At 56.2% G+C, this 20224-nt stretch carries 21 protein-coding genes; 11 read left to right on the forward strand and 10 right to left on the reverse strand.

Annotation, left to right across the window (positions count from 1 at the left end):
- Positions 1-38: 38 nt before the first annotated feature.
- Together cueR and ACQY1P_RS17740 are read left to right on the forward strand one after the other, a co-directional pair.
- Complete coding sequence (gene cueR, locus ACQY1P_RS17735) at positions 39-479, forward strand: Cu(I)-responsive transcriptional regulator (protein WP_430254690.1); 441 nt, start codon at positions 39-41, stop codon at positions 477-479.
- 67 nt (positions 480-546) lie between these two features.
- Positions 547-1437, forward strand: a complete 891-nt coding sequence (locus ACQY1P_RS17740; protein ID WP_430254692.1) for a hypothetical protein — start codon at positions 547-549, stop codon at positions 1435-1437.
- Between the two features lie 2 nt (positions 1438-1439).
- On the opposite strand, the gene ACQY1P_RS17745 is transcribed toward ACQY1P_RS17740, so the two are convergent.
- Genes ACQY1P_RS17745 through ACQY1P_RS17755 form a run of 3 tightly spaced genes read right to left on the reverse strand, consistent with a single transcriptional unit; the run spans position 1440 to position 3710 of the window.
- The gene (locus tag ACQY1P_RS17745) at positions 1440-2099 is read right to left on the reverse strand and encodes a hypothetical protein (protein WP_430254694.1); all 660 of its coding nucleotides are present in this window, start codon (positions 2097-2099) and stop codon (positions 1440-1442) included.
- Positions 2086-2682: a 7-cyano-7-deazaguanine synthase gene (locus ACQY1P_RS17750; protein WP_430254696.1), complete on the reverse strand. Its 597-nt coding sequence runs from the start codon at positions 2680-2682 to the stop codon at positions 2086-2088. The genes ACQY1P_RS17745 and ACQY1P_RS17750 overlap by 14 nt, the downstream gene beginning before the upstream one ends.
- Positions 2679-3710 (reverse strand): PfkB family carbohydrate kinase, encoded by a 1032-nt coding sequence (locus tag ACQY1P_RS17755; protein ID WP_430254698.1) that lies wholly within the window; start codon positions 3708-3710, stop codon positions 2679-2681. Before ACQY1P_RS17755 ends, ACQY1P_RS17750 begins: the two co-directional genes overlap by 4 nt.
- Before the next feature lie 962 nt (positions 3711-4672).
- Here ACQY1P_RS17755 and ACQY1P_RS17760 point away from each other — a divergent pair.
- A complete protein-coding gene (locus ACQY1P_RS17760; protein ID WP_430254700.1) occupies positions 4673-5887 on the forward strand; it encodes an acyltransferase family protein in 1215 nt (404 codons plus the stop codon).
- 191 nt (positions 5888-6078) lie between these two features.
- Here ACQY1P_RS17760 and ACQY1P_RS17765 read toward each other — a convergent pair whose 3' ends face one another.
- Positions 6079-6576 carry a cytochrome c gene (locus tag ACQY1P_RS17765; protein ID WP_430254702.1) on the reverse strand — a complete coding sequence of 166 codons (498 nt, stop codon included), beginning with the start codon at positions 6574-6576 and terminating at the stop codon, positions 6079-6081.
- 585 nt (positions 6577-7161) lie between these two features.
- Here ACQY1P_RS17765 and ACQY1P_RS17770 point away from each other — a divergent pair.
- The 4 genes from ACQY1P_RS17770 to tnpC all read left to right on the forward strand — a co-directional run bounded on the left by ACQY1P_RS17770 (position 7162) and on the right by tnpC (position 12093).
- On the forward strand, positions 7162-9387 hold the full coding sequence (locus ACQY1P_RS17770; protein WP_430254704.1) for a copper-transporting P-type ATPase: 2226 nt from the start codon (positions 7162-7164) through the stop codon (positions 9385-9387).
- Between the two features lie 313 nt (positions 9388-9700).
- Positions 9701-10090 (forward strand): IS66-like element accessory protein TnpA, encoded by a 390-nt coding sequence (gene tnpA / locus ACQY1P_RS17775; protein WP_430254706.1) that lies wholly within the window; start codon positions 9701-9703, stop codon positions 10088-10090.
- Complete coding sequence (gene tnpB / locus ACQY1P_RS17780) at positions 10087-10440, forward strand: IS66 family insertion sequence element accessory protein TnpB (protein ID WP_052637679.1); 354 nt, start codon at positions 10087-10089, stop codon at positions 10438-10440. The genes tnpA and tnpB overlap by 4 nt, the downstream gene beginning before the upstream one ends.
- A 69-nt stretch (positions 10441-10509) precedes the next feature.
- Complete coding sequence (tnpC, locus tag ACQY1P_RS17785; protein ID WP_430254708.1) at positions 10510-12093, forward strand: IS66 family transposase; 1584 nt, start codon at positions 10510-10512, stop codon at positions 12091-12093.
- Positions 12094-12155: 62 nt separating this feature from the next.
- On the opposite strand, the gene ACQY1P_RS17790 is transcribed toward tnpC, so the two are convergent.
- The 6 genes from ACQY1P_RS17790 to ACQY1P_RS17815 all read right to left on the reverse strand — a co-directional run bounded on the left by ACQY1P_RS17790 (position 12156) and on the right by ACQY1P_RS17815 (position 17262).
- Positions 12156-12578: a hypothetical protein gene (locus tag ACQY1P_RS17790; protein ID WP_430254710.1), complete on the reverse strand. Its 423-nt coding sequence runs from the start codon at positions 12576-12578 to the stop codon at positions 12156-12158.
- A 292-nt stretch (positions 12579-12870) separates the two neighbouring features.
- On the reverse strand, positions 12871-13326 hold the full coding sequence (locus ACQY1P_RS17795; RefSeq protein WP_430254712.1) for a DUF305 domain-containing protein: 456 nt from the start codon (positions 13324-13326) through the stop codon (positions 12871-12873).
- Between the two features lie 257 nt (positions 13327-13583).
- Positions 13584-13916: a four-helix bundle copper-binding protein gene (locus ACQY1P_RS17800; protein ID WP_430254714.1), complete on the reverse strand. Its 333-nt coding sequence runs from the start codon at positions 13914-13916 to the stop codon at positions 13584-13586.
- Positions 13916-14344 carry a DUF305 domain-containing protein gene (locus tag ACQY1P_RS17805; RefSeq protein WP_430254715.1) on the reverse strand — a complete coding sequence of 143 codons (429 nt, stop codon included), beginning with the start codon at positions 14342-14344 and terminating at the stop codon, positions 13916-13918. The genes ACQY1P_RS17800 and ACQY1P_RS17805 overlap by 1 nt, the downstream gene beginning before the upstream one ends.
- An 898-nt stretch (positions 14345-15242) precedes the next feature.
- Positions 15243-16598 carry a sensor histidine kinase gene (locus ACQY1P_RS17810; protein WP_430254717.1) on the reverse strand — a complete coding sequence of 452 codons (1356 nt, stop codon included), beginning with the start codon at positions 16596-16598 and terminating at the stop codon, positions 15243-15245.
- Positions 16585-17262, reverse strand: coding sequence for a winged helix-turn-helix domain-containing protein (locus ACQY1P_RS17815; RefSeq protein ID WP_233741726.1), 678 nt, complete (start codon positions 17260-17262; stop codon positions 16585-16587). The genes ACQY1P_RS17810 and ACQY1P_RS17815 overlap by 14 nt, the downstream gene beginning before the upstream one ends.
- Before the next feature lie 173 nt (positions 17263-17435).
- Between ACQY1P_RS17815 and ACQY1P_RS17820 the strand changes: the two genes are divergently transcribed.
- The 4 genes from ACQY1P_RS17820 to ACQY1P_RS17835 all read left to right on the forward strand — a co-directional run bounded on the left by ACQY1P_RS17820 (position 17436) and on the right by ACQY1P_RS17835 (position 20211).
- Positions 17436-17705, forward strand: a complete 270-nt coding sequence (locus ACQY1P_RS17820) for a hypothetical protein (protein WP_430254719.1) — start codon at positions 17436-17438, stop codon at positions 17703-17705.
- A gap of 322 nt (positions 17706-18027) precedes the next feature.
- Positions 18028-18456 carry a hypothetical protein gene (locus ACQY1P_RS17825; protein ID WP_430254721.1) on the forward strand — a complete coding sequence of 143 codons (429 nt, stop codon included), beginning with the start codon at positions 18028-18030 and terminating at the stop codon, positions 18454-18456.
- A gap of 88 nt (positions 18457-18544) precedes the next feature.
- Positions 18545-18760, forward strand: a complete 216-nt coding sequence (locus tag ACQY1P_RS17830) for a hypothetical protein (RefSeq protein ID WP_233741723.1) — start codon at positions 18545-18547, stop codon at positions 18758-18760.
- Positions 18761-18765: 5 nt separating this feature from the next.
- Positions 18766-20211, forward strand: a complete 1446-nt coding sequence (locus ACQY1P_RS17835) for a TolC family protein (RefSeq protein WP_430256727.1) — start codon at positions 18766-18768, stop codon at positions 20209-20211.
- Positions 20212-20224: the final 13 nt, after the last annotated feature.

Here is a 20224-nt window from a genome sequence, read left to right on the forward strand (position 1 = left end):
TCGGCTGTCCTCCGGACAGCATTCATCGGAGAGAAAATATGAATATCGGAGAAGCTGCAAAGGCAAGCGGGGTCTCAGCAAAGATGATCCGCTATTACGAGCAGATCAAGCTGATCAGTCCCGCTCACCGTACCGAGTCGAGCTACCGGACCTACAGCGAGAACGACATTCACACCCTGAAATTCATCCGCCGGGCGCGTGACCTTGGTTTTTCAGTCGAGCAAATGAAGACGCTACTGACCCTGTGGCGCGATAAGTCTCGAAGCAGCGCGGACGTCAAGACCATCGCGCTGCAGCATGTGGCAGAGCTGGAGCGAAAGGCTGCTGCAATTCAGGTGATGTCGAAGACGCTCAAGCACCTGGCAAGCAATTGCCACGGCGATGACCGTCCGGAATGCCCGATTATCGATGACATCGCCAACGCACCCGATGATGGTCTGCCGCCCGTTGACGCGAAGTTCGGGGTGCACGCTCGATAAACAGAAAGGAGCACATGTCGTCGAAAACGTAGGCGCGTCTGGTTGGATTGTTTCGCGCAAGCCTACGATGTTCCCTGTTGATATCTGGGAAAACAGCATCGGCAGGAACGATATGACTCGACCATGTCGCCGCAATCCGCTTGATGCCCCCCACAACGCGATGGCCGATATGCAGATTGTTTGGATTAATGCAGGCGACAAGTTTGAGGAGCTGGCTATACCTTCAGCTGGGCAGGAGGTTGTAGCAGGTGTTCCATGGGGTGCAGTCGACCAATTCTACACGGCGGCATTCTGGAAGTGCCAGACCGAACTTCATGTCCGCAAGAACCAGTACACGAGCCATCAACTAGGACGAAACCTTACAGAAGAAGTCGCAGTCTGTCTCCTTGGAGGATACGGCATCCCGGCGGAGATGGGATTGCTTGCTTTCGACCGGCTTCGTGCTCAAGACCTTCTGAAGCCGGGAATATCGGAAATCGTATTGCAGGAGCAGCTGGCTGAACCGTTCTGCATTGGCGGCAAGAGTAGACGCTATCGCTTCCATTCGCAGAAGGCACGATACCTGTCACTCTGTCTGGCTGCGCTTGAGGACATACCTACTGACTGCTCCGACCTGGAGCTTCGAGAGGCTTTGATGGGGTTGCCGGGTATCGGCCCCAAGACAGCTTCGTGGATTGTCCGAAACCACCGATGCTCCGACTCTGTTGCGATCATCGATATCCACTTGCATCGCGCCGGGCAAATAATGGGGTTGTTCCCGCAAAACTCGGAGCCTACAAGGGACTACCTGAAGCTGGAAGCCAGCTTCCTCGACCTCTGCCTTGCCATTGCCGTGAAGGCCAGCGTTCTAGACGCTTTGATCTGGGACTATATGAGACGAGCCGGTCCAACCTCGGGCTTGACGGCACCTGCAAAGCAGAAGAGCTACCAGTCGACCCAACTGGCCCTCGCCATCTGACCTCAGCCCTTCCTACCTACAGCAGCAACCCCAACCGCCAAGAAGTTCGATTGATCCTGCAGCAGCGCATCTACGCCTTGCTGCCCGAGAAGGCCTAGCGGGCAGAAGGCAAGGCCTGCTGCCTCACAGATCAATGCCATCGCCTGGAGCACTGCCCCCGCATCTCGCCATAGCAGGGACTCAGGATTGTCGTAGGCCTGAGCCGTCTTGCCACGGTCCGCAATCAGCAGCAACCAATGCCCGTCGCAGTCCGGCAGCACCGCCCGGCAATCATTGATAAACCCTCTCAACGCCTCTTCATCAAAAGCAGCGACATGCATGAACAGGTCATTGTCATCGTCATAGACCATGACATCCGAAACCGAGCGAAGGAACACACAACGTAGCGGGTGAAGAGCCCCGGCCGACAGGACAACCTTTTGGGCTCGCTCTGCCGCTAAAAACCTTTTCGAAAGCGTCTCGCGAACAATGGAAGCGACGGCGGGCGTGGCAGCGGCCGTAATTGCTCGCGATGAGCGCCTTCCTGTCAGAACATCGCCGAATTTGGTGTCGCTCTGCCACGGCTGCTGGTGCACAAACTCCACCACCCGAATGGAGGTGAATGGCCATGGACGGGTTGCGAACTGCTGGCTCGCCTTCGGCCTTGGATCACCATGGCTCATGGCCAAGAGCCTTCATCGTACGATAATGTTTTTCGCATCCACGGCATGTACCGCAGGCGTAGTCGCTGACATGGCAGGAGTGCGACCAGGCGAGCAATTCCATCGGTATCTTCGACTCGACGACCAACTCTTCGGCAGAAAGGTGAACGGCTGGCGCTGAAAGCCTTAGGCTTCCTTCCTGCATTGCAAGCAAGCTGCTCAAGGTCTCAATGAACTCTACGCGTCCATCGACGTGAAAGCCGTCTGTGCGAAGGGCTCCGATCTCCAAACATTCCATTCCATGCTTGGCGCATACCATCGCTGCTAAGGTGACGAGCATCTGGTTCCTGTATGGCCACCACTCGCTGGCAGGAGCATTGGCATTCGGTTCCGAACCGGCCAAATCGCCACTCCCGAGCAGAGACAGGTCACATGAGATGACTTCATGTGGGATGCCCACGGCCTGACAAATGGCGGAGGCCGCGCGAAGCTCACCAGCCGCAGGCCGCTGACCATAATCGATGGTTATCGCCAGATCGGGCGGTCGCCAAAATGCGATGGACGTTGAGTCCATTCCACCGGAGAGAAGTAGCGCTCGTTTCATGTTGATCGCCACGCAATTTGGAAAAGCACACTGACGTAGTCGTCGTGCATGTAAGCGCCCGATCCGCGAGGCAGTTTCAAGTCGCCATGCCGCAGGTTTTGGGCGACGCAGAACACTGGCTTGTCGAGCGCTCTTGCAAAACCCACCTCAAAGACCGTCCCTGGACTGCTCCCGTTCAAGATCGCAAAGACTGCGTCGCACTGGCGGATGGCATCGAGGTCCTTCTCAACCACCACCTCGGCCTCTCCTGGGCCAATATCGTGGATCGGACTGAAGACCTTCATCTTCAGCGCCGAAAGGTGGTCCAATGCGTCATCGATCAGCATCCGCTGACCAACCTCTCGGAATGGGCCAGCCAGATAGATGTTACCACCGGCCAGTTTCACTGGTTCACGATGCTTATTCTGAATAGCCTCCGGCAAAGGTATTGGCAGATTTCTGGATTCGACGTATTCGGCGGTTGCCAGGGAGGCGTAAGTCGCTGCCTCTTGTGGTGAACGGCGTTGAACTGCCCAAGCCAATGTAAAGGCGGCGACGAATACGTCTCCAGAGCCAATTGTAAAGACACTGTTGGTCTTGAAGGCTGGAATCGCGTGTCTCGTCCCTGAAGCGTAGACCGTCGCGCCATTGAGACCGTCCTTAACGACGACCAGGTCTGCCTTGTCGGTTTGGAAGACCTGCTGGACCGCGTCATCAACGTCTTGCAACGACGTCATCTTCAAGATTTCAGATTTGTTTGTGATGACGGCCAAATGAGACGCCGTCGAACCCGAGGCGGTGAAAAACCTTGGCGAGAACGCGGACTGAGGATCGTAAACGCACCAATTTGCTTGGACGCAGGGATCGGTCTCTAGCATGCCGAACTTGATGAGGATGTCTCCGGCGATCACGCCACTAAATGTGCCGTCGCTGCGCCTCGGTGTGATAATGGGTACCGACAGGCAATGCACATAGTCGAAGCTGATCGGCGCATCACGATCTCCAGCCGATACTTCAATTCCCCTTGGAATGAAGATCGCGTCTGCCAACCTCCTTTCCTTAGGCGCAAGCAGTGTGTGGAGCCGCAGGGCAACGCCCTTCTCACTGAGAGCCAGCGCTGCTCGTCCTGCGGAACCTAGTAGCTCATCCCAGTACGGGAAAGCGCATCTCTCGGTGTAAACACCTCCGACGACATCAACTGAAATCATGCGGGATGAATCTCGACCGTTACCCTGCCTCCAGCGATATCTCTAACCGTGGCAGCGTAGTTGTAACCCCGTCGGATACACTCCATCATGTCGAGAAGCTTCGCCGACGTAATGGAACCCGCTATACGGTGGCCTCCGGTCATCACAATGAGCCTGGGAACCGGTTGCGTTTCCATCACCACGGCTAGGACATCTCCGACCGACAGACCAGCAACGACTGCTGGATCAGGGGAGCTGAGAATGGTGATTTCGGTAAAGGCGCATTCGCCAAGCGAGCCGCCTCCACCGCCGCCACCCCCATCTCCAGTCGAGGTAGGAGGCACTTTCGTCGGCACCGGCCTAAAGGGCTCACGCTCTGAACTTGGACCACCACCGGACATTTAGCTCTCCCCTACCATCGTCGATGGAGAGTAAGCTGAGTCTCACTCAACAGGCAACCTGGCGTTGTCAGAATTGCTTGGCTGAATTGGAGGCTGCCAGTTAACAGTCAACGCACCTACGGCTCCAGGATTAGTTCAAGCGACGGGCCCGACGATTGACATCCCAATTAGACCGACCAATCATTTATCACCGCCAGACGTCCATGTCCCAAGGTGCACTCGACGGGACGTGGATTCGAATTCGGGTGAGGGTAGTTCACCGCTAGCGAATGCGGCATCAACAGCTTCATGCGGTGCACAAGATAGTTCTACTTTTACATTTAATTTACGCTTTTTGGCGACTTTTTGTTTAGCGACTTCCCTCGAACAGCTTGATCGGTAACTTGACGGCACCTGTTCACGAAAATCACGGGATGTGGCCCAATGACGGTATTTGCCAGCACCGACAGCACGCAAGGTAGTACAATCGCTTTGGGCGGAAGAGCAGCCGTTGGCACAGCGAGCGAGCGCCAATCGGGTCCTGACATTCTGCGCTCGATGGCGATTTTACTCGTCATGCTGGTTCATCTACCGCTAAATGCAACGCCAAACGCGCTCGTGTCGATCCGCGAATATGCGTGGCTCGGTGTCGACGTCTTTTTCGTGCTCAGCGGGTACCTGATCGGCACACAACTGTTCAAAGAAATCACGCGAACGGGGACTGTCGATTTCAGGGCGTTCTACCTCCGCCGAGCCTTCCGAATATTCCCTGCTTTCTTTGTCGTCCTCGCGCTATACGCCGCCTTTCCGATCCTGCGCGACGCGCCGACTATGCAGCCCATTTCGAAGTTTGCCACCTTCACTGTAAACCTCGGCTTCGACCCGAGAGAAGGCAACGCCTTTTCCCAGGCATGGACGCTTGCTGTTGAAGAACAGTTCTATCTCCTCTTGCCGTTGTTGATCTTTCTCCTTTACCGGCGGGTCCGCACGAGTTGGGTCCTCACTCTTGCGACAATGCTGACAGTGGTCGGGATCGTGCTGCGTTACGTGATCTGGGACGCTCAGATCGGTGGACTGGTGAGCGAAGGACAGTTCCGTCCGGCTTTTGCGACATACCTTCGTGAACTTTATTACCCGACCTACACGCGTTTGGATGGGCTGTTGTTTGGAGTGGTGCTGGCGGCGGCTCGTTTCTTCAAACCAGAAGTCTGCCGAAGATACCTAGCGCCCAAAGCGACTCTTCCTTTGGGACTGGCTCTAGTGATCGCAGCGCTGCTTTGCTTCACGAGCCGTGGGCCTTTAGGAGGTGCAGGTGTCTTTCCGGTGTTTCAGGCCCACCTTGGGACAGTAGCTGGGTTCCCGCTCATCTCTGGCGGGATCGCCCTATTGTTTTGCGCGATGCTGGATTTAGAGCGGTCCTTAAGCCGCTGGACCCCGCCCGGAACAGCTTTGATCGCCACCCTTTCGTACAGCCTATACCTTACCCATAAGTCGGTGTTCCATGTCCTGCGCCTGGTTATTGGGGAGCAGCATTTGCAAGGCACCTTCGGCTTTATTGCATATTGGACGACAAGCTTCATAGTCGCAGCCATCCTGTGGTTTTGCGTCGAGAGAACATTTCTCCGTCTTCGAGACTGGGTGCTGTCGAAGACGCAATAATTTTCATAATGGTGTGCTCTATCGCTTCAAGGTGAGCAGGCGGATGTGCGCAGCGGTCTCGGCTCACACGCTGCGATCACTGGAAGTGAGGTCGGCGAGATACTGAGCAGCAAAACAAGTTGCTCCTGTGGCGGATGTCCCGGCGGCGGCGATGGCGGTCAGGGCAGCATCAGCAGTCGATGCGTTCGACTTCAGTTACTCCGGCGAAAACGGGAATGACAGGCTGTACAGGTCTGCAACATCAGGTGAAACGAGTGCTCTGCTGACATCGAGGAAACAGATGCCTCACTCCTCATTCGGGTCCCCAGTGGCCCTCCGCCCATTGGCTCCTTGTCGGTCATCCGCATATCTTCGGTCATCTTGTCTGGATGCTCGTCAGCTGCCGTCGCCAGTCTGTCCGCGTAGGTCTTCAGGTCTTGCGCGAGATCATCGAAGCGGTCACGAGCCCCACCTATCGCTTCAGTAGCCTTCGAACCGTCGGCTGTCGTGACCATGTCGAAATTTTCGACGAGCCGTTGACCGGCACGATTACTAATTGCTCTGGCCGCCTGCTTGAAGTCCTGAGAGGAATATTTTTCTGGAAATTTGAACACGTCAGCAATGATCTTGGTAGCTGCCGCGATCTCCTTCATCTCCCGCTGGCGAATAGCCACAGTTTCGTCGAGCCCCGCCGCGACAGACATGAACATGAACGGGCCAGTAAACGCTATAATGGCCCCGAAGAATCTTAGCCGAAAGGCGATTTGCCGGTGGGGAAGTGGGGCTCCAGGTTGGGCTTTTAGGTGGTTCACCAGTCCATTACTCTGCTGCATCGTTCAAGAATGTCATCGACTGCGAGATCAAGCAGTTTTGGGTACGCTTCCGTTCCTGTGAAGCTTTTCCGCGTGGCAGGTACGGCAGTGATCATCTGTCTGGCCATGCTCAACAGGACAATGGCTGTTCCTATCTCCAAATCGCGGGCAAATCTTGTCCAATGTTGGACCCGTGAAGTCACGTTCGGCTTTAACACCGAACGGTTCTAAATGAACGTGCATACCAGCTTTTATATCGTTCAGTTACAAAACATAACGCTTGACCTTCCCACTGTTGTAGGGCGCACAGATTGACACGCCTTTGGCAAGTTGACGGACATCAAGGGCGATAGACCTGCATGCGGCATCTCTCATCAAAGGCAGACGATGATGTACTTGCAACATTTGAGAAGAATGAGCTGCACCAGGATGCGGAAATGAGTGACTCCATCACCTACAGTGGCGGGATTCGAGGAGGATTACATGACCAACGAGAACCACGGGCACTCTCATCATCAACATAATCATGATCATGGTGATCACCATCACCGTAGCGATGCCGCAGCTTCGATAGGGGTAGCGCCGGTTACCGGAGAGGGTGTTGTCTATACGTGCCCCATGCATCCACAGGTTCGACAAATCGGCCCAGGCAACTGCCCGATATGTGGGATGACCCTGGAGCCCGAAACGCCTGTCGTTGTAGACGGACCGAGCGCTGAATTCGTCGACATGACCCGCCGCTTCTGGATTGGTCTTGTACTTTCGCTCCCAGTTCTCGCACTGGAGATGGGCGGGCACCTGACCAACCTCCATATGCTCATTCGGCCGCAAACCTCGAACTGGGTTCAAATGGTGCTTGCGACACCCGTTGTACTTTGGGCTGGCTGGCCGTTCTTCGAACGCGCGTGGCAGTCGCTCGTCAACCGTCACCTGAACATGTTCACGCTCATCGCAATGGGCACGGGCGTAGCGTGGATATACAGCGTGGTCGCGACGCTCACACCTGGCATTTTTCCTGAAACGTTCCGATCCGGCGAGGGTGCGGTAGCTGTCTATTTCGAGGCTGCCGCCGTGATCACTGTTCTCGTGCTCCTCGGCCAAGTCCTGGAACTCCGAGCACGAGAGCAGACGGGTGGCGCAATACGCGCCCTCCTTGATCTCGCACCCAAGACAGCACGACGGGTAAAGGATGATGGTACCGACGAGGACGTCACTCTCGACGACGTTAGCGTCGGAAACCGGCTGCGCGTTCGCCCTGGTGAAAAGGTCCCAGTCGACGGTTCGTTGTTGGAGGGCCGTAGCTCCGTCGATGAGTCAATGATTACCGGCGAATCGATGCCCGTGACCAAGGAAGTCGGTTCAAGGCTAATCGGCGGCACGATGAACCAGACGGGCGGTTTCATCATGGAGGCGGGCAAAGTCGGCAAAGACACGATGCTTTCTCAGATCGTGAAAATGGTAGCTGAAGCCCAACGCTCCCGCGCACCGATACAGCGGTTGGCTGACGAGGTTTCCGGGTGGTTCGTGCCCGTAGTAATCGCCGCCGCCATCCTGTCCTTTTTCATATGGTTTTTCATCGGTCCGGAACCGAAATTCGCACATGGGCTGGTTGCTGCAGTCGCCGTTCTGATTATCGCCTGCCCTTGCGCCCTCGGACTAGCAACACCGATGTCCATTATGGTCGGCGTCGGCCGAGGTGCGAAGCTGGGGGTCCTGATCAAAAATGCTGAGGCCTTGGAGCGCTTCGAAAAAGTCGACACGTTGGTCGTCGACAAGACCGGCACCCTTACTGAAGGTCGACCAAAGGTCACCGCCATAGTACCGACGGAAGGCCTGTCGGAGTCTGAGCTGTTGCAGGCGGCGGCATCAATTGAGCGTGCGAGCGAGCATCCTCTTGCGCTCGCCATTGTCAATGCCGCTGCCGAACGGGACATTCAACTCGGTGACGTCCAGGATTTCGACAGCCCGGTGGGCAAGGGCGTGACCGGAACCGTCAACGGCAAGACGCTGATCCTGGGGAGCCATCGGATCATGGAAGAAAGCCACGTCGACATATCCGCGATGACTGCCAAGGCTGAGGACATGCGCGACGAAGGGGCAACGGTCATCTTCATGGCATCTGATGGTCAACTAGCAGGGCTATTTGCCATCGCCGACCCAGTTAAAGCAACGACACCCGAGGCCGTGAAGGCGCTCGTTTCGGAAGGCATCAGGGTCGTCATGCTGACCGGCGACAACAAGACGACAGCCCACGCGGTTGCACGGAGGCTAGGAATTTCAGAGGTGGAAGCCGAGGTTCTACCTGAAGACAAGAGCAAGATCGTATCGAGGCTCAGGAGCGAAGGCAAGATCGTCGCCATGGCCGGGGACGGCGTTAACGACGCCCCTGCCCTCGCCGCCGCCGACGTCGGTATTGCCATGGGCACAGGGACTGACGTAGCTATCGAAAGTGCAGGCGTCACCCTGCTCAAGGGCGACCTACAGGGCATTGTGCGAGCGCGTCAGCTGAGTCGGGCGACAATGGCTAACATCCGGCAAAACCTATTCTTTGCGTTCATATACAACGCTGCAGGCATCCCAGTTGCCGCCGGTCTGCTTTATCCTACGTTTGGTATCCTGCTTTCGCCGATCATTGCCGCCGCAGCCATGGCTTTGTCCTCTGTGAGCGTGATCGGCAATTCCCTTAGGCTCAGGAGCATAAAGCTCTGATGGCAAATGCGAACATGCCTCCTCGTCGCGGCGTCGGTGGCAGTCATCGCCATCTTCTTCATACTACAAGAGCACTAGGCGGACGCGCTCGGGCTACGTCCCTATCTTCTGCTTGTTGCTTGCCACTCCTGCAGCTTTTGCACGGTTATGGCGGGCGTGATGGACATGGCCCCAAACCTTGACGCAGCAGCGCTAGAAAACCCGTGATACCGACGTGGAATAGTTGAACAGTAACCGGTGTTCTGCCCCCACATTGTCCGCCGTCGCCTGATATGTGATCGACGTTCCATGGATGAAGAACGGGAGTTTCTCCATGGAGACTACATTGGAGTTTCTCACAACCGGCAAGACCGGACGTGAGGTTCACCGACATTGGCCTGATGAGGTCAAGGCGCGGATCGTGTCGGAGAGCTTGAGGCCCGGCACGACAGTCAATGAAGTTGCGCAGCGCTATGGATTACGAGCCAACAGCCTTTCCACCTGGCGGACGATGGCACGGCAGGGCAAGCTAATCCTGCCAGCACCGGAGGATGCGGTAGAGTTCGCGGCCATGGTTGTCGAGCCGCCGTCGCCTGAGCCGCTGACGGTCAAGGCCGCGACACGCGCAGAGATTATCGTCGGTCCGGTGACGATCCGTCTTGAGGAAGGTGCGTCTGCTGCCAGGATCGCTGCCATTGCTCGCGCCCTGGCGGCAGCGGCATGATCTTCCCGTCGAACCGCGTCAGGATCATGGTGGCGACCAAACCCGTAGACTTCCGCAAGGGGCATGACGGACTGGCGGCGCTGGTGAAGAACGAACTGCACAAGGACCCGTTCACCGGAACTGTCTTCGTGTTCCGGTCACGCAAGGCGGATCGGCTGAAGCTGATCTACTGGGATGGCTCTGGGATCGTCATGGCCTACAAACGGCTGGAAGAGCACAGCTTCACCTGGCCCGGCATCAAAGATGGATTGATGACGCTGACCCATGCCCAGTTCGAAGCCCTGTTCGCGGGCCTTGATTGGCGGCGGGTTCATGCCGTCCAGACGAGAACACCGGAGGCCATCGAATAGCTGCGGCACGATGACTCAGCACCCCAAATTCCAAAGGCAATTCGGCTTGGGATTTGGTAGGTTCCGACTATGCTTGATGCCGCCGACCTTCCCGATGATGTTGCCGCCCTGAAGGCGATGCTGATCGCGGCGCAGGCCCGCGAGGCGGCCAAGGATGTCGCGATAACCAGTAAGGACGAACATATCGCTCGCAAGGACAAGCGGATCGAGCGGCTTGAGAAGCTCGTCGCAGCATTCAGGCAGGCAGCCTTCGGGCGCAAGTCCGAGAAGACCCATCCCGACCAATTCGATCTGGCACTGGAAGACCTGGAAACGGCCATGGCGGCGATCCATGCCGAAGACGAGGCGGACACTCCTGCCGGGACCAGGACCACCAAGCCACGCGCGATCAATCGTGGCTCCCTTCCAAAGCATCTTCCGCGTGTCGAGGAGGTGATCGAGCCAGAAAGCCTGATCTGCACCTGCGGCGGTTGCCTGCATTGCATCGGGGAGGATGTCTCCGAACGGTTGGACGTCGTCCCCGCACAGTTCCGCGTCATTGTCACGCGTCGCCCCAAATATGCATGCCGAGCCTGCACAGATGGCGTCCTTCAGGCCCCAGCTCCGGCTCGCCTGATCCAGGCGGGGTTGCCGACGGAAGCGACCGTCGCCCATGTGCTGGTCTCCAAATATGCCGATCACCTTCCGCTTTATCGGCAGGCCCAGATCATGAGCCGCCAAGGGATCGATCTCGACCGCTCCACGCTGGCCGATTGGGTCGGTCGGGCAGCCTATGAACTGCGGCCTGTCTTCGATGCGTTGATCGCCGACCTGAAGCGCTCGACCAAGCTGTTCATGGACGAGACCCGTGCCCCGGTTCTCGATCCCGGCTCCCGCAAGACGAAGACTGGATACTTCTGGGCGCTGGCGCGGGATGATCGCCCTTGGGGCGGCGGTGCTCCACCGGGCGTGGCCTTCACCTATGCGCCTGGTCGCGGGGGCCTTCATGCCGAGCGGATACTGCAGGGTTTCTCCGGCATCCTGCAGGTCGACGGCTATGCCGGATACAACAGGCTGATCGCGCCAGAGCGAATTGGCCTAGACATTCGGCTTGCCTATTGTTGGGCACACGCCCGTCGCAAGTTGGTGGAGATCACCCGCAACGGAGCAGCACCTATTGCCGAGGACGGCGTCAAACGCATCAGCGAACTGTATCAGATCGAGGTCGAGCTACGAGGCCTTGATCCGGAGGCTCGCCTCGCAGGACGGCAGGAGCGGTCAGCGCCACTCGTCACCGACATGCAGGCGTGGCTCATCCATCACCGCGCCCGCGTGGGTACAAAGTCCCCGCTCGGCGAGGCTTTGGCCTACATTGCCAAATACTGGGATGGTTTGAGGCTCTTCCTGACCGACGGCCGTATCGAGATCGACAACAATAGCGTCGAGCGAACCATCCGGCCGATTGCCTTGAACAGGAAGAATGCTCTCTTTGCAGGTCATGATGCTGGTGCGGAGAACTGGGCGACCGTCGCCTCGCTCATCGAAACCTGCAAGCTCAATGCTATCGATCCCCTGGCCTATCTGACCACCGTGCTCGCTGCCATCGTCAGTGGCCACAAGCAGAGTCGAATTGGTGAGCTTTTACCGTGGAATTTTCGGCCTCAAGTGGGATAGCCTGACCGCAACAATGCACTTGGGCCAACCGCACCTCCCACCAAGACAAAAGACGATTTTTCTTACGACGTCGTATTGGGTGGCAGGCAAGGAACACTCGCGCCATTGCGAGATCGAAACCTGAAGGCCTTTTCCACCCGGTGGATTTCAATCCTTGGCGCTTTGTTTTTCTCCAGGATTACGACGCCAGCGCCATCGTCACTCCCTGAGCACGCTCTTCGAAAGGCCTTCATCACAGGGCCATAAATAAACAGGTAGCGACCAAGGTCGATGCAATTTGGTTCGCCCGTAGTCGTCGGGTTTCCATTGGCATCACACTTTTCTGTATAGGAGAAGTTGCTTGCCGCCGCTGATAGGCGGCTGAGGGCGGCGCTTGAACTGTAGGTTTCCCAAAAGAAGAACAGGATCAAAGCGACACATCCAAAGAGGACGCCGAGTCTGAAAAGACCACGAGCTAGGCTAGGGTTGGTGTCGTCATCCTGCAATTTGATGCTCCTCTCCCAACGCTGCAAGTGACCGCAATCGGCACGTAACTGCTTTGCCATGTTGGCTGTAGATGCTCAACACCGATCAAGCATTTGCTGTCAACGTGGGAGTGAAACACCGCTTACGTTGAACAAGGGCGAGACAGCAATTATTCCCCGGCGCACGTCGCCAGCTTCATGAGAGAAATCTCGCGAAAGCGGTGCCGCAGCTCCGTTATGCTCTGCCTCGTCTTCACGAGGAGGCAGGCTGTCTTCGGCTGGTAGGCTGTCGATGCCTTTAGGTGACGCTGGGTTAATTTCGGCGATTCAAATCAGCGATGAGGGTTTTCATCTCTGAAATTTCCCGTACCTGCGCCTCGATAATTCCATCGGCCAACTTGCGGACACGAGGATCGGAAATTTGCGCTCGCGTGCTCGTCATGATCGCGATGGAATGATGCGGTATCATCGCACGCATGTAGTCGACGTCGTCAACAGTGACCTGGCTTCGGACGAGCCACAGTGACGCGGCGGCTACAGCGATTGCTCCACCGAAAACGATCATGTTGAGGGCCTTGTTCCTATACATGCCGAGCATGAAGGCCAGCATTATGACGGCCATGACTGAACCCATCATCAGAGCCATCCAGGCCCTTGTTTCGCTCCAATACACATGCTCCCAAGCGTAGGTGTTTAAATACATCATCAGATACATGACGATGGTTGATGCCGCGATCATTGCGGCAAAACGCCAGTAGGACATTGTCATAGGTGACCTCCGCGCTGTCAAAGCGCATGGTGGTGTTTCAGTGTGCCTTAGGGAAGGTTGGCGAACAGTGGTCGCAATAATCTGTTTTTCCGCCGAAGCGCGAAAATCGACGGTCCAGTAGGCGGCTTGATGACTTGACGCGCTCGCCTTTCCGGCACTGAATTTTTTTCAGCCCTGGAACGGCCGTAGCGGCCTGGACCTAGCAATCCCTATGGCGGTTCAAGACGTAGGAGGCGCTAAGCGCCCCCTACTCGGTATCAGGCCGCCATCTTTTCGCAGCTCTCGGCACACTTGCGGCACGCGTCGACACAACCTTGCATGTCGCCAACGCGTTCGCAGTCTTCCGCGCACTGGCGGCATATCTCTGCGCACTCACGGCAGGTGTGCTTATGATGCTCTGAGCCTATCAGCATGAAATGCGCTGAAGTTCTGCACATTTCCGCACAAGCCATCATCAGTTTAAGATGCTTTGGCTCAGTATGCTTGCCACCCATCTCCAGGCAGTGTCCCATGGCCATCGACAAGCATTCGCTGTAGCACGCGAGGCAGTTGTCGACGCAGGCCTTCATCTCGGAGGACATGTGGTGCATCACTTGGCCTCCTTCTCGACCCAGGCGGTCAGTTCCTTGATCTCCTTGGTCTGGTCGTCGATGATCTTCTGAGCCTTGGCCTTTGTCTCGTCGTTATCCCCGTGTTTCAACTCGACTTGGGCCATACTGATGGCCCCCATGTGGTGGGCGATCATCCCGCAGGCGAAGGACACATCGGCGTCCTTTTTCATCATACCCTGCATCATGTTCATGTTCATAGCCTTCATGCCGTCCATCGATTCTTTTTGATAGTCGGTCATGTCGGCCATCGCCATGTTGTGACCTTGCATGGCCATATCGCCGGACATGGGCATCTCTGATTTACATTTGTCGGGGTAAGCCATCTGAGCTGAAGCAGTGCCAGACAGGGCAGCGGTGGCAGAAGAGATTGCGAAAGCTGCGAGCGACATCTTGATAAGCGTTCTCATCGCTAAAAATCCTTGTTGTGATGTGTTGAAAGAAATCCTCTTCATCTCGCAACAACGCGTGGAGGAGGATCAATCGGATTCACGAGGAGGAGCGCTTGCTCTGCGCTTTCCATTGCCACTGCCTGGAACTTCACGGCCATTGGTACCATCGGGTCAGGCTGGTACGATAGCATCGGGCAGCAATGCATATCGCTGCAACAATTGCCAGAAGCATTAGATTGCTTGGGATGATCCGCGATGAATCCATCAACGGCAATACACGGCCGCGATGGCGATGCGCTCGCAGGTAAGATCGCTATCATGTTTACCAGGACCAGAACTGATGCAAAAACTCCGATGACGGTCCGGAAACGGTGCATGTAGGTCATATTGCTGCTCCTTTCCAATCGGGAACACCACAGATCGTTGAAGGTTCCCATTGCGACATCAACGGCTGAGAGGGGTCGCAGCAGCGTCGAGGCACACGGATGCGCCACGGGCGGTAGTATCGGTGGAGCAAAATCCAGGATTTAAGGCTCCAGTCCCCACGACTCGTCCGATGGCAAGCCCCACTCTGACAGCTTTTAGTCCGTCTGGAAGGACGTGTTACGGACGCTTCTGACCACAATGCCGGTATCCCTATTCCGTCTGCGAACCCTCGATCTACCGTGACAATGGCGGTTACTACCTCGGCTGCTCTGAGCATGAACGAGATGTCAGATACACCCAAGGTGGTTACGGCACCCGCCGTTACACATAGTACGGTAGCGTCTGCCTTTGTCGCGCCCAGCGCGGGCCGCAGCGCCACCACCACGCTCAGTTCAACCTATCCGACCGGATACCCTGCAGAAGGGTCGTCAAAACCGGTTGCCGCTACCGCGTCCTTCGACTTCGGCCGCTTTGGCAACCCGTGAAGAGGTCAATCAACGCGAGGCTTAAAGGTCATGATAACCTTGAGCCCAGGATGATTTTCGAGAAGCTGGATTTCCGCATCGTGAAGATCGCATATTGCTTTGGCCAGGCTCAGACCCAACCCTGAGCCTGCCGTGGTCCTGCTTTTCTCTAGACGATAGAACCTGTCGAAAACCCGCGAACTCTCCTGCTCCGGTATGCCGGGACCATTGTCCTGAACCGTCAGGATGATACTTTCGCGCTGTCGGATCACCGAAACGTCAATGCGTGAGCCTTTCGGAGTGTGACGCATGGCGTTCGACAAGAGGTTTGCCAAAAGCTGACGCAATAAATCTGGATCACCCTCGATTTTTGTATCAGCTGGCTCTTCGTGCCAGTACAATTGATAGCCGTCATCCTGCGCAATCGCCTCATACGTTTCGCAGATGTCCTTGGCGACAACGCTCAGATCGACGGCGGCAAAATGAGCCAATCGGCTACGCGACTCGATCTGCGCGATCCGCAGAAGAGCATCGAATGTCTTCGCGATTTCACCTAATTCCCCTAGCGCGGTACTCACCGCGCTCTGCATCTGCTCAAGGTCTGGAGACTGTAGCGCATCGTCGAGCATCAAAAACGTTCGGCCGATGGGCGTCTTGAGATCATGGGCGATATCGATGGTCACTTGCTTCAAAGCCGAAACACTCGTCTCCAACCGCGTCAGCGCCACATTGACCTGTGTGGACAGCACATCAATCTCATCCATCCGCGCTGAAACCGGAAGTCTTTTGGAAAGTTCACCGTGGCCAATCGCATGGGCGGTCTGTGACAAGACAGATATTCGACGGCGGGTTCGATATGACAGCACCGCCGCACCACCCAAACCGACTGCGAAGACGATGGCTGTTGTCCATCCGAAGCTCATGAGCACTATACGCGCGAGCTGATCGGTGTCGCTATAACTGATACCGACAATCAGATCGCTGTCGCCGATCTCCCCGCGAAACAGTTTATAGTTGGTGTCTTTGTCAAATTGGTCCCGGGGACTCATGACAGAGTACCCATCAGGAACGCCGCCGAGCGAAGTGTTCCCAGCGATCAGACTGCCTGCCGGGTTCCTGAGCGTATAGATTGTCTCCTGACCCCGAATTGCGGGGCCATGACTGTTGATCATATCCACTGCCCCAGGCATCCCTCGGGTTTGATAAGCAGTTTCAATCTCCCGATACCGCTCCATCACGTTGGAGTTTAGGCGGCCATCCAGGTAGGCCAGCACCATCTGGTAGGCAATCACGTTCGCGCCGAGATAGGAAACCACGAAAAGGCAGATATAGATGACCGCCAGCCGAGCTGCTGTGCTTTTAAAGAAGCTACCTTCGCGCATGTAGGGAATAACCTGTATTGCGGACGGTATGTAGCAAGGGGAAACCAAAGGGTCGGTCGATCTTTGCCCGCAACCTGCTGACATGGGTTTCGACCACAGAGCTTTGGGGGTCAAAGTTGAAGTTCCAGATTTTCTCCAACAGCATTGTCTTGGTCAGCACCCTGCCCTCGTTCCGCATGAGAAGTTCCAAGAGGGCAAACTCGCGCGGCAGCAGATCGAGCGGAGTTCCAGCTCGGTCCGCAATGCGCCTCACGAGGTCGATCTCAAGGTCGCCAACCCGCAGTTTGGTCTTCTCAGTGGCAATCGGTGGTCGCCTTACCAACGCATTGATTCGCGCCGTAAGCTCAGAGAAAGCAAATGGCTTGACCAGATAGTCATCACCCCCGGCCTCCAGGCCTTCAACGCGATCATCAACCCCACTCATCGCGGTGAGGAAGAGGACAGGCGTACGGATCGAGGCGGCACGAAGGCTCTTCACCATTGTCAGCCCGTCCAGCCCGGGTATCATCCGATCAACCACCACGACATCATAAGAAGCGTCGAAACCAGCACTTAGGCCGTCTCTTCCGTCCCGAAGCCAATCCACTACATGGCCCGCTGACGTCATTCCCTTTGAGATGTATGCGCCAGTCTTCTCGTCGTCTTCAATAAGAAGGATTTTCATGCCGCGTCCAAATGATTTGCTACAGGAAACCCGAAGGCATCAATTCCGGCTTTGTTGCGGCGACTGCTCCCTTCCAAGTTTACAAAAATGTAAAGTACGGGAAAGGTAGCTGACAATCCCACGATCTAACTTCCTCATGCTGCACCTCCGCAGCTTACATCGAGGAAAAGATCATGAAGTTTCAACTCGCCATCGCTTTAGCTGCCCTTGCTGCAGCCACCTCCACAGCATCCGCCAACGGTCCGATCAGCGCACGAGCGTCGGATGTCGACAAAATTGTTCAGGGCCACGGTAAACCCGGCGATACAGCAAACGCGAAGTCCGACGCAGTAACGTTCGAGGTTCTGGGTAACGGTTTGGTCAAGCGCACCAACACGAGATACGGCACGGTGTCTGTGATCGATCCTGCGGAAGACCTTCGAAAATCTAGTAAGAATCGTTGATCTCGCAGAATCGAACCCGACACTTAGTAGAAGCAAGGCTTACTGAAATGCTGACAACACGCATCAAAACCGCCGCTGGTACCATGGTAAAGGTCCTGTCCCTGGTCATAGCGCAGACGGCCTGGGCGGAGCACGAACAAGCCTACCGGGCAGAAGGGCCTAAAACATCTAGCCGAAGCATCGATAGAGGCCGGGTCCGGCTGTAACGGTTGAACAAGTCGAGTCCGCTGTGCTCAGAGCAGCGGGCCGCTGACCTACAACCAGAAAGCGTTGTGGCAAAGCCACACAAAGGACGCGAATTCGTGGTGGAAGATGGCAACGATTGACAACCTTGAAGGCACTGGCAATCCTATTGGGCATGGGCGGGATGTATCGAATCACATCTAGAGTGTTGGCACTGCTGGTAAGACTGGTGATGGTTCTGTCACTGGCTGGATACAGCTTTTCTGCCGTCAACGCCGCGATGCATCCAGATGCGTCTGTTAACGTCTCGCAATCGGATGAACATTCGTCAGATCATAGTGATGATCACGTCACCGTAAGTGACGCAGGGGCTCACGGTGACCAGCACGACCATAGCAAGCCTGAAAAGTCCAAAACCTCTTGCTGTCAGGATTATTGTGGCGTGGCCGCAATAACTTGCCCGGGTTCCTTGATGCCCCACCCGATAGTCGTCGCGATCCGCGAATTCATTGACGACACGGAGACTGTTGGTCAAGCACCGAGCCTTCATCGTCCTCCTAATATCTGAGAACTAGCACCCGCACGGCGGGGCTTGCTGTGCCTTTGCGCGACTACGCGCGGCGGCACAATCGCATTCTTATTCTCGGATTTTCATCATGAAACTTTTGTTCCTGGTGGTTGCCTTGCCGCTCGTCGTCAGCGGATGCGCTTCCACATTGCCCGAAGTCGTGGCTTCGAACGACAACCCTGACACCTTGTCCGTCAGGCCTGTTCGGTACCAGAGCCCTATCGGCGGCTACACGCATCGTATGCCCGTTGATCCGAAGCCTTGGCGTGGTCTCAACGACGCCCAAGCTCCGAAGAAGGGATGATCATGATGACAATGCGTCATACCAAGTTCATTTCAGCCGTCGTTCTCCCGCTGATTGCAGCAGGTTGCGTCACGACAGACTATGCTGCCAAAGATGCTGGGTTCACCAATGCATCGCTCAAAAGCAACGAGGCGACCGGAAAACAGACGGTTTGGGTTCAAAACCGGCAGCAAGCCGAGGCCGTGCGATCTCGGGTGAAGTCGCTGATGGCAAAAAAGACCATCGACGTCGAGACCGCCGTGCAAGTAGCTTTGCTTAACAATAAGGGCCTTCAAGCTGCTTACTCGGAGCTTGGCGAAAGCGCCGCAGATGTCTGGCAAACTCAGCTGTCCGTCTTCCCGACTTTCTCGGTTGGCTTAACGGGCATCGGAAGTCCGGGGCTCGAAGCTTACCGCGTTATCGAGGGAGCTATCGCCGCCAACATTCTAGCACTGGCGACGTACGACAAGAACATCAAGCTTGCGGAAACCCGCTTCCGCCAGGCTCAGCTAACGGCAGCACTGGAAACCATCTCCCTGGCATCGGAAACTCGCCGTGCCTGGATCACGGCCGTCTCCGCCTGGGAAAATGTCGGCTACCTTAACCAGGCTAAGGTGGCGGCAGACGCTGCATCTGACCTTGCAAAGAAAATTGGCGAAGCTGGGTCCTTACCGAAAGCAGATCAGGCCCGCGAGCATGTCTTTTATGCCGAGCTGACGGGGGAGACCGCAAAAGCACGGCTTGAAGCAAAGCTGGCCAAAGAAGAACTCGTCCGGTTGATGGGTCTCTCAGGCTCCGATATCGACTTCCAGATTCCAAACCGCTTGCCCAACCTGCCTAAGGCACTGATCAAGCGGGACGACATCGAAGCGGAAGCTATTCGCAAACGGATGGACCTCCAGGTGGCTCGACTGGAACTTCAGGCCACGGCGCAATCCTACAAGCTGGAGGACGTCACCCGCATTGTGACGGATATCGAGTTGGTCGGCACATGGGAGAAGGAGCGTGAACGAGAAGATGGGAAAGTTGTTTCCGAGACCACTCGCACAGGTGGCCTAGAATTCACGATCCCGATCTTCGACTCCGGCCAAGCTCGTCTTCGTAAAGGCGAACTTGCCTACATGCGAGCAGCCAACCAGCTCGCGGAGCTGGCAGTCAACGTGCGTTCGGAAGCCCGCTCCGCTTACGTGTCGTACAAATCGAACTACGACATCGCCCGCCATTACCGCAACAGCGTCCTGCCGCTGCGCAACGCAATCGAAGAGCAATCGATGCGCAGCTACAACGGCATGATTACCAGCACGTTTGAGCTGATCTCGGACACCAGAGAGAAGATTGAATCCACCATCCTCGCCGTCAACGCAAAACGGGACTTCTGGCTGGCTGAAGCAAATCTAGCCCCCGTGATCTACGGCGGCAGCAAATCTTCAGAAGCAGAAGAGACCGAAGTCGCGTCGGCTGATGCGGACTAAGAAAGGAAACACG

The organism is Neorhizobium sp. DAR64872/K0K18, from assembly GCF_050500175.1.
Taxonomy (GTDB): domain Bacteria; phylum Pseudomonadota; class Alphaproteobacteria; order Rhizobiales; family Rhizobiaceae; genus Neorhizobium; species Neorhizobium soli.

Excerpts from the sequence above, each read along its gene's own strand:
- cueR (WP_430254690.1), top strand. The coding sequence starts at position 39 with ATGAATATCGGAGAAGCTGCAAAGGCAAGCGGGGTCTCAGCAAAGATG.
- ACQY1P_RS17740 (WP_430254692.1), top strand. The coding sequence starts at position 547 with ATGTTCCCTGTTGATATCTGGGAAAACAGCATCGGCAGGAACGATATG.
- ACQY1P_RS17745 (WP_430254694.1), bottom strand. The coding sequence starts at position 2,099 with ATGAGCCATGGTGATCCAAGGCCGAAGGCGAGCCAGCAGTTCGCAACC.
- ACQY1P_RS17750 (WP_430254696.1), bottom strand. The coding sequence starts at position 2,682 with ATGAAACGAGCGCTACTTCTCTCCGGTGGAATGGACTCAACGTCCATC.
- ACQY1P_RS17760 (WP_430254700.1), top strand. The coding sequence starts at position 4,673 with ATGACGGTATTTGCCAGCACCGACAGCACGCAAGGTAGTACAATCGCT.
- ACQY1P_RS17765 (WP_430254702.1), bottom strand. The coding sequence starts at position 6,576 with ATGTTCATGTCTGTCGCGGCGGGGCTCGACGAAACTGTGGCTATTCGC.
- ACQY1P_RS17770 (WP_430254704.1), top strand. The coding sequence starts at position 7,162 with ATGACCAACGAGAACCACGGGCACTCTCATCATCAACATAATCATGAT.
- tnpA (WP_430254706.1), top strand. The coding sequence starts at position 9,701 with ATGGAGACTACATTGGAGTTTCTCACAACCGGCAAGACCGGACGTGAG.
- tnpB (WP_052637679.1), top strand. The coding sequence starts at position 10,087 with ATGATCTTCCCGTCGAACCGCGTCAGGATCATGGTGGCGACCAAACCC.
- tnpC (WP_430254708.1), top strand. The coding sequence starts at position 10,510 with ATGCTTGATGCCGCCGACCTTCCCGATGATGTTGCCGCCCTGAAGGCG.
- ACQY1P_RS17795 (WP_430254712.1), bottom strand. The coding sequence starts at position 13,326 with ATGACAATGTCCTACTGGCGTTTTGCCGCAATGATCGCGGCATCAACC.
- ACQY1P_RS17800 (WP_430254714.1), bottom strand. The coding sequence starts at position 13,916 with ATGCACCACATGTCCTCCGAGATGAAGGCCTGCGTCGACAACTGCCTC.
- ACQY1P_RS17805 (WP_430254715.1), bottom strand. The coding sequence starts at position 14,344 with ATGAGAACGCTTATCAAGATGTCGCTCGCAGCTTTCGCAATCTCTTCT.
- ACQY1P_RS17810 (WP_430254717.1), bottom strand. The coding sequence starts at position 16,598 with ATGCGCGAAGGTAGCTTCTTTAAAAGCACAGCAGCTCGGCTGGCGGTC.
- ACQY1P_RS17815 (WP_233741726.1), bottom strand. The coding sequence starts at position 17,262 with ATGAAAATCCTTCTTATTGAAGACGACGAGAAGACTGGCGCATACATC.
- ACQY1P_RS17820 (WP_430254719.1), top strand. The coding sequence starts at position 17,436 with ATGAAGTTTCAACTCGCCATCGCTTTAGCTGCCCTTGCTGCAGCCACC.
- ACQY1P_RS17830 (WP_233741723.1), top strand. The coding sequence starts at position 18,545 with ATGAAACTTTTGTTCCTGGTGGTTGCCTTGCCGCTCGTCGTCAGCGGA.
- ACQY1P_RS17835 (WP_430256727.1), top strand. The coding sequence starts at position 18,766 with ATGACAATGCGTCATACCAAGTTCATTTCAGCCGTCGTTCTCCCGCTG.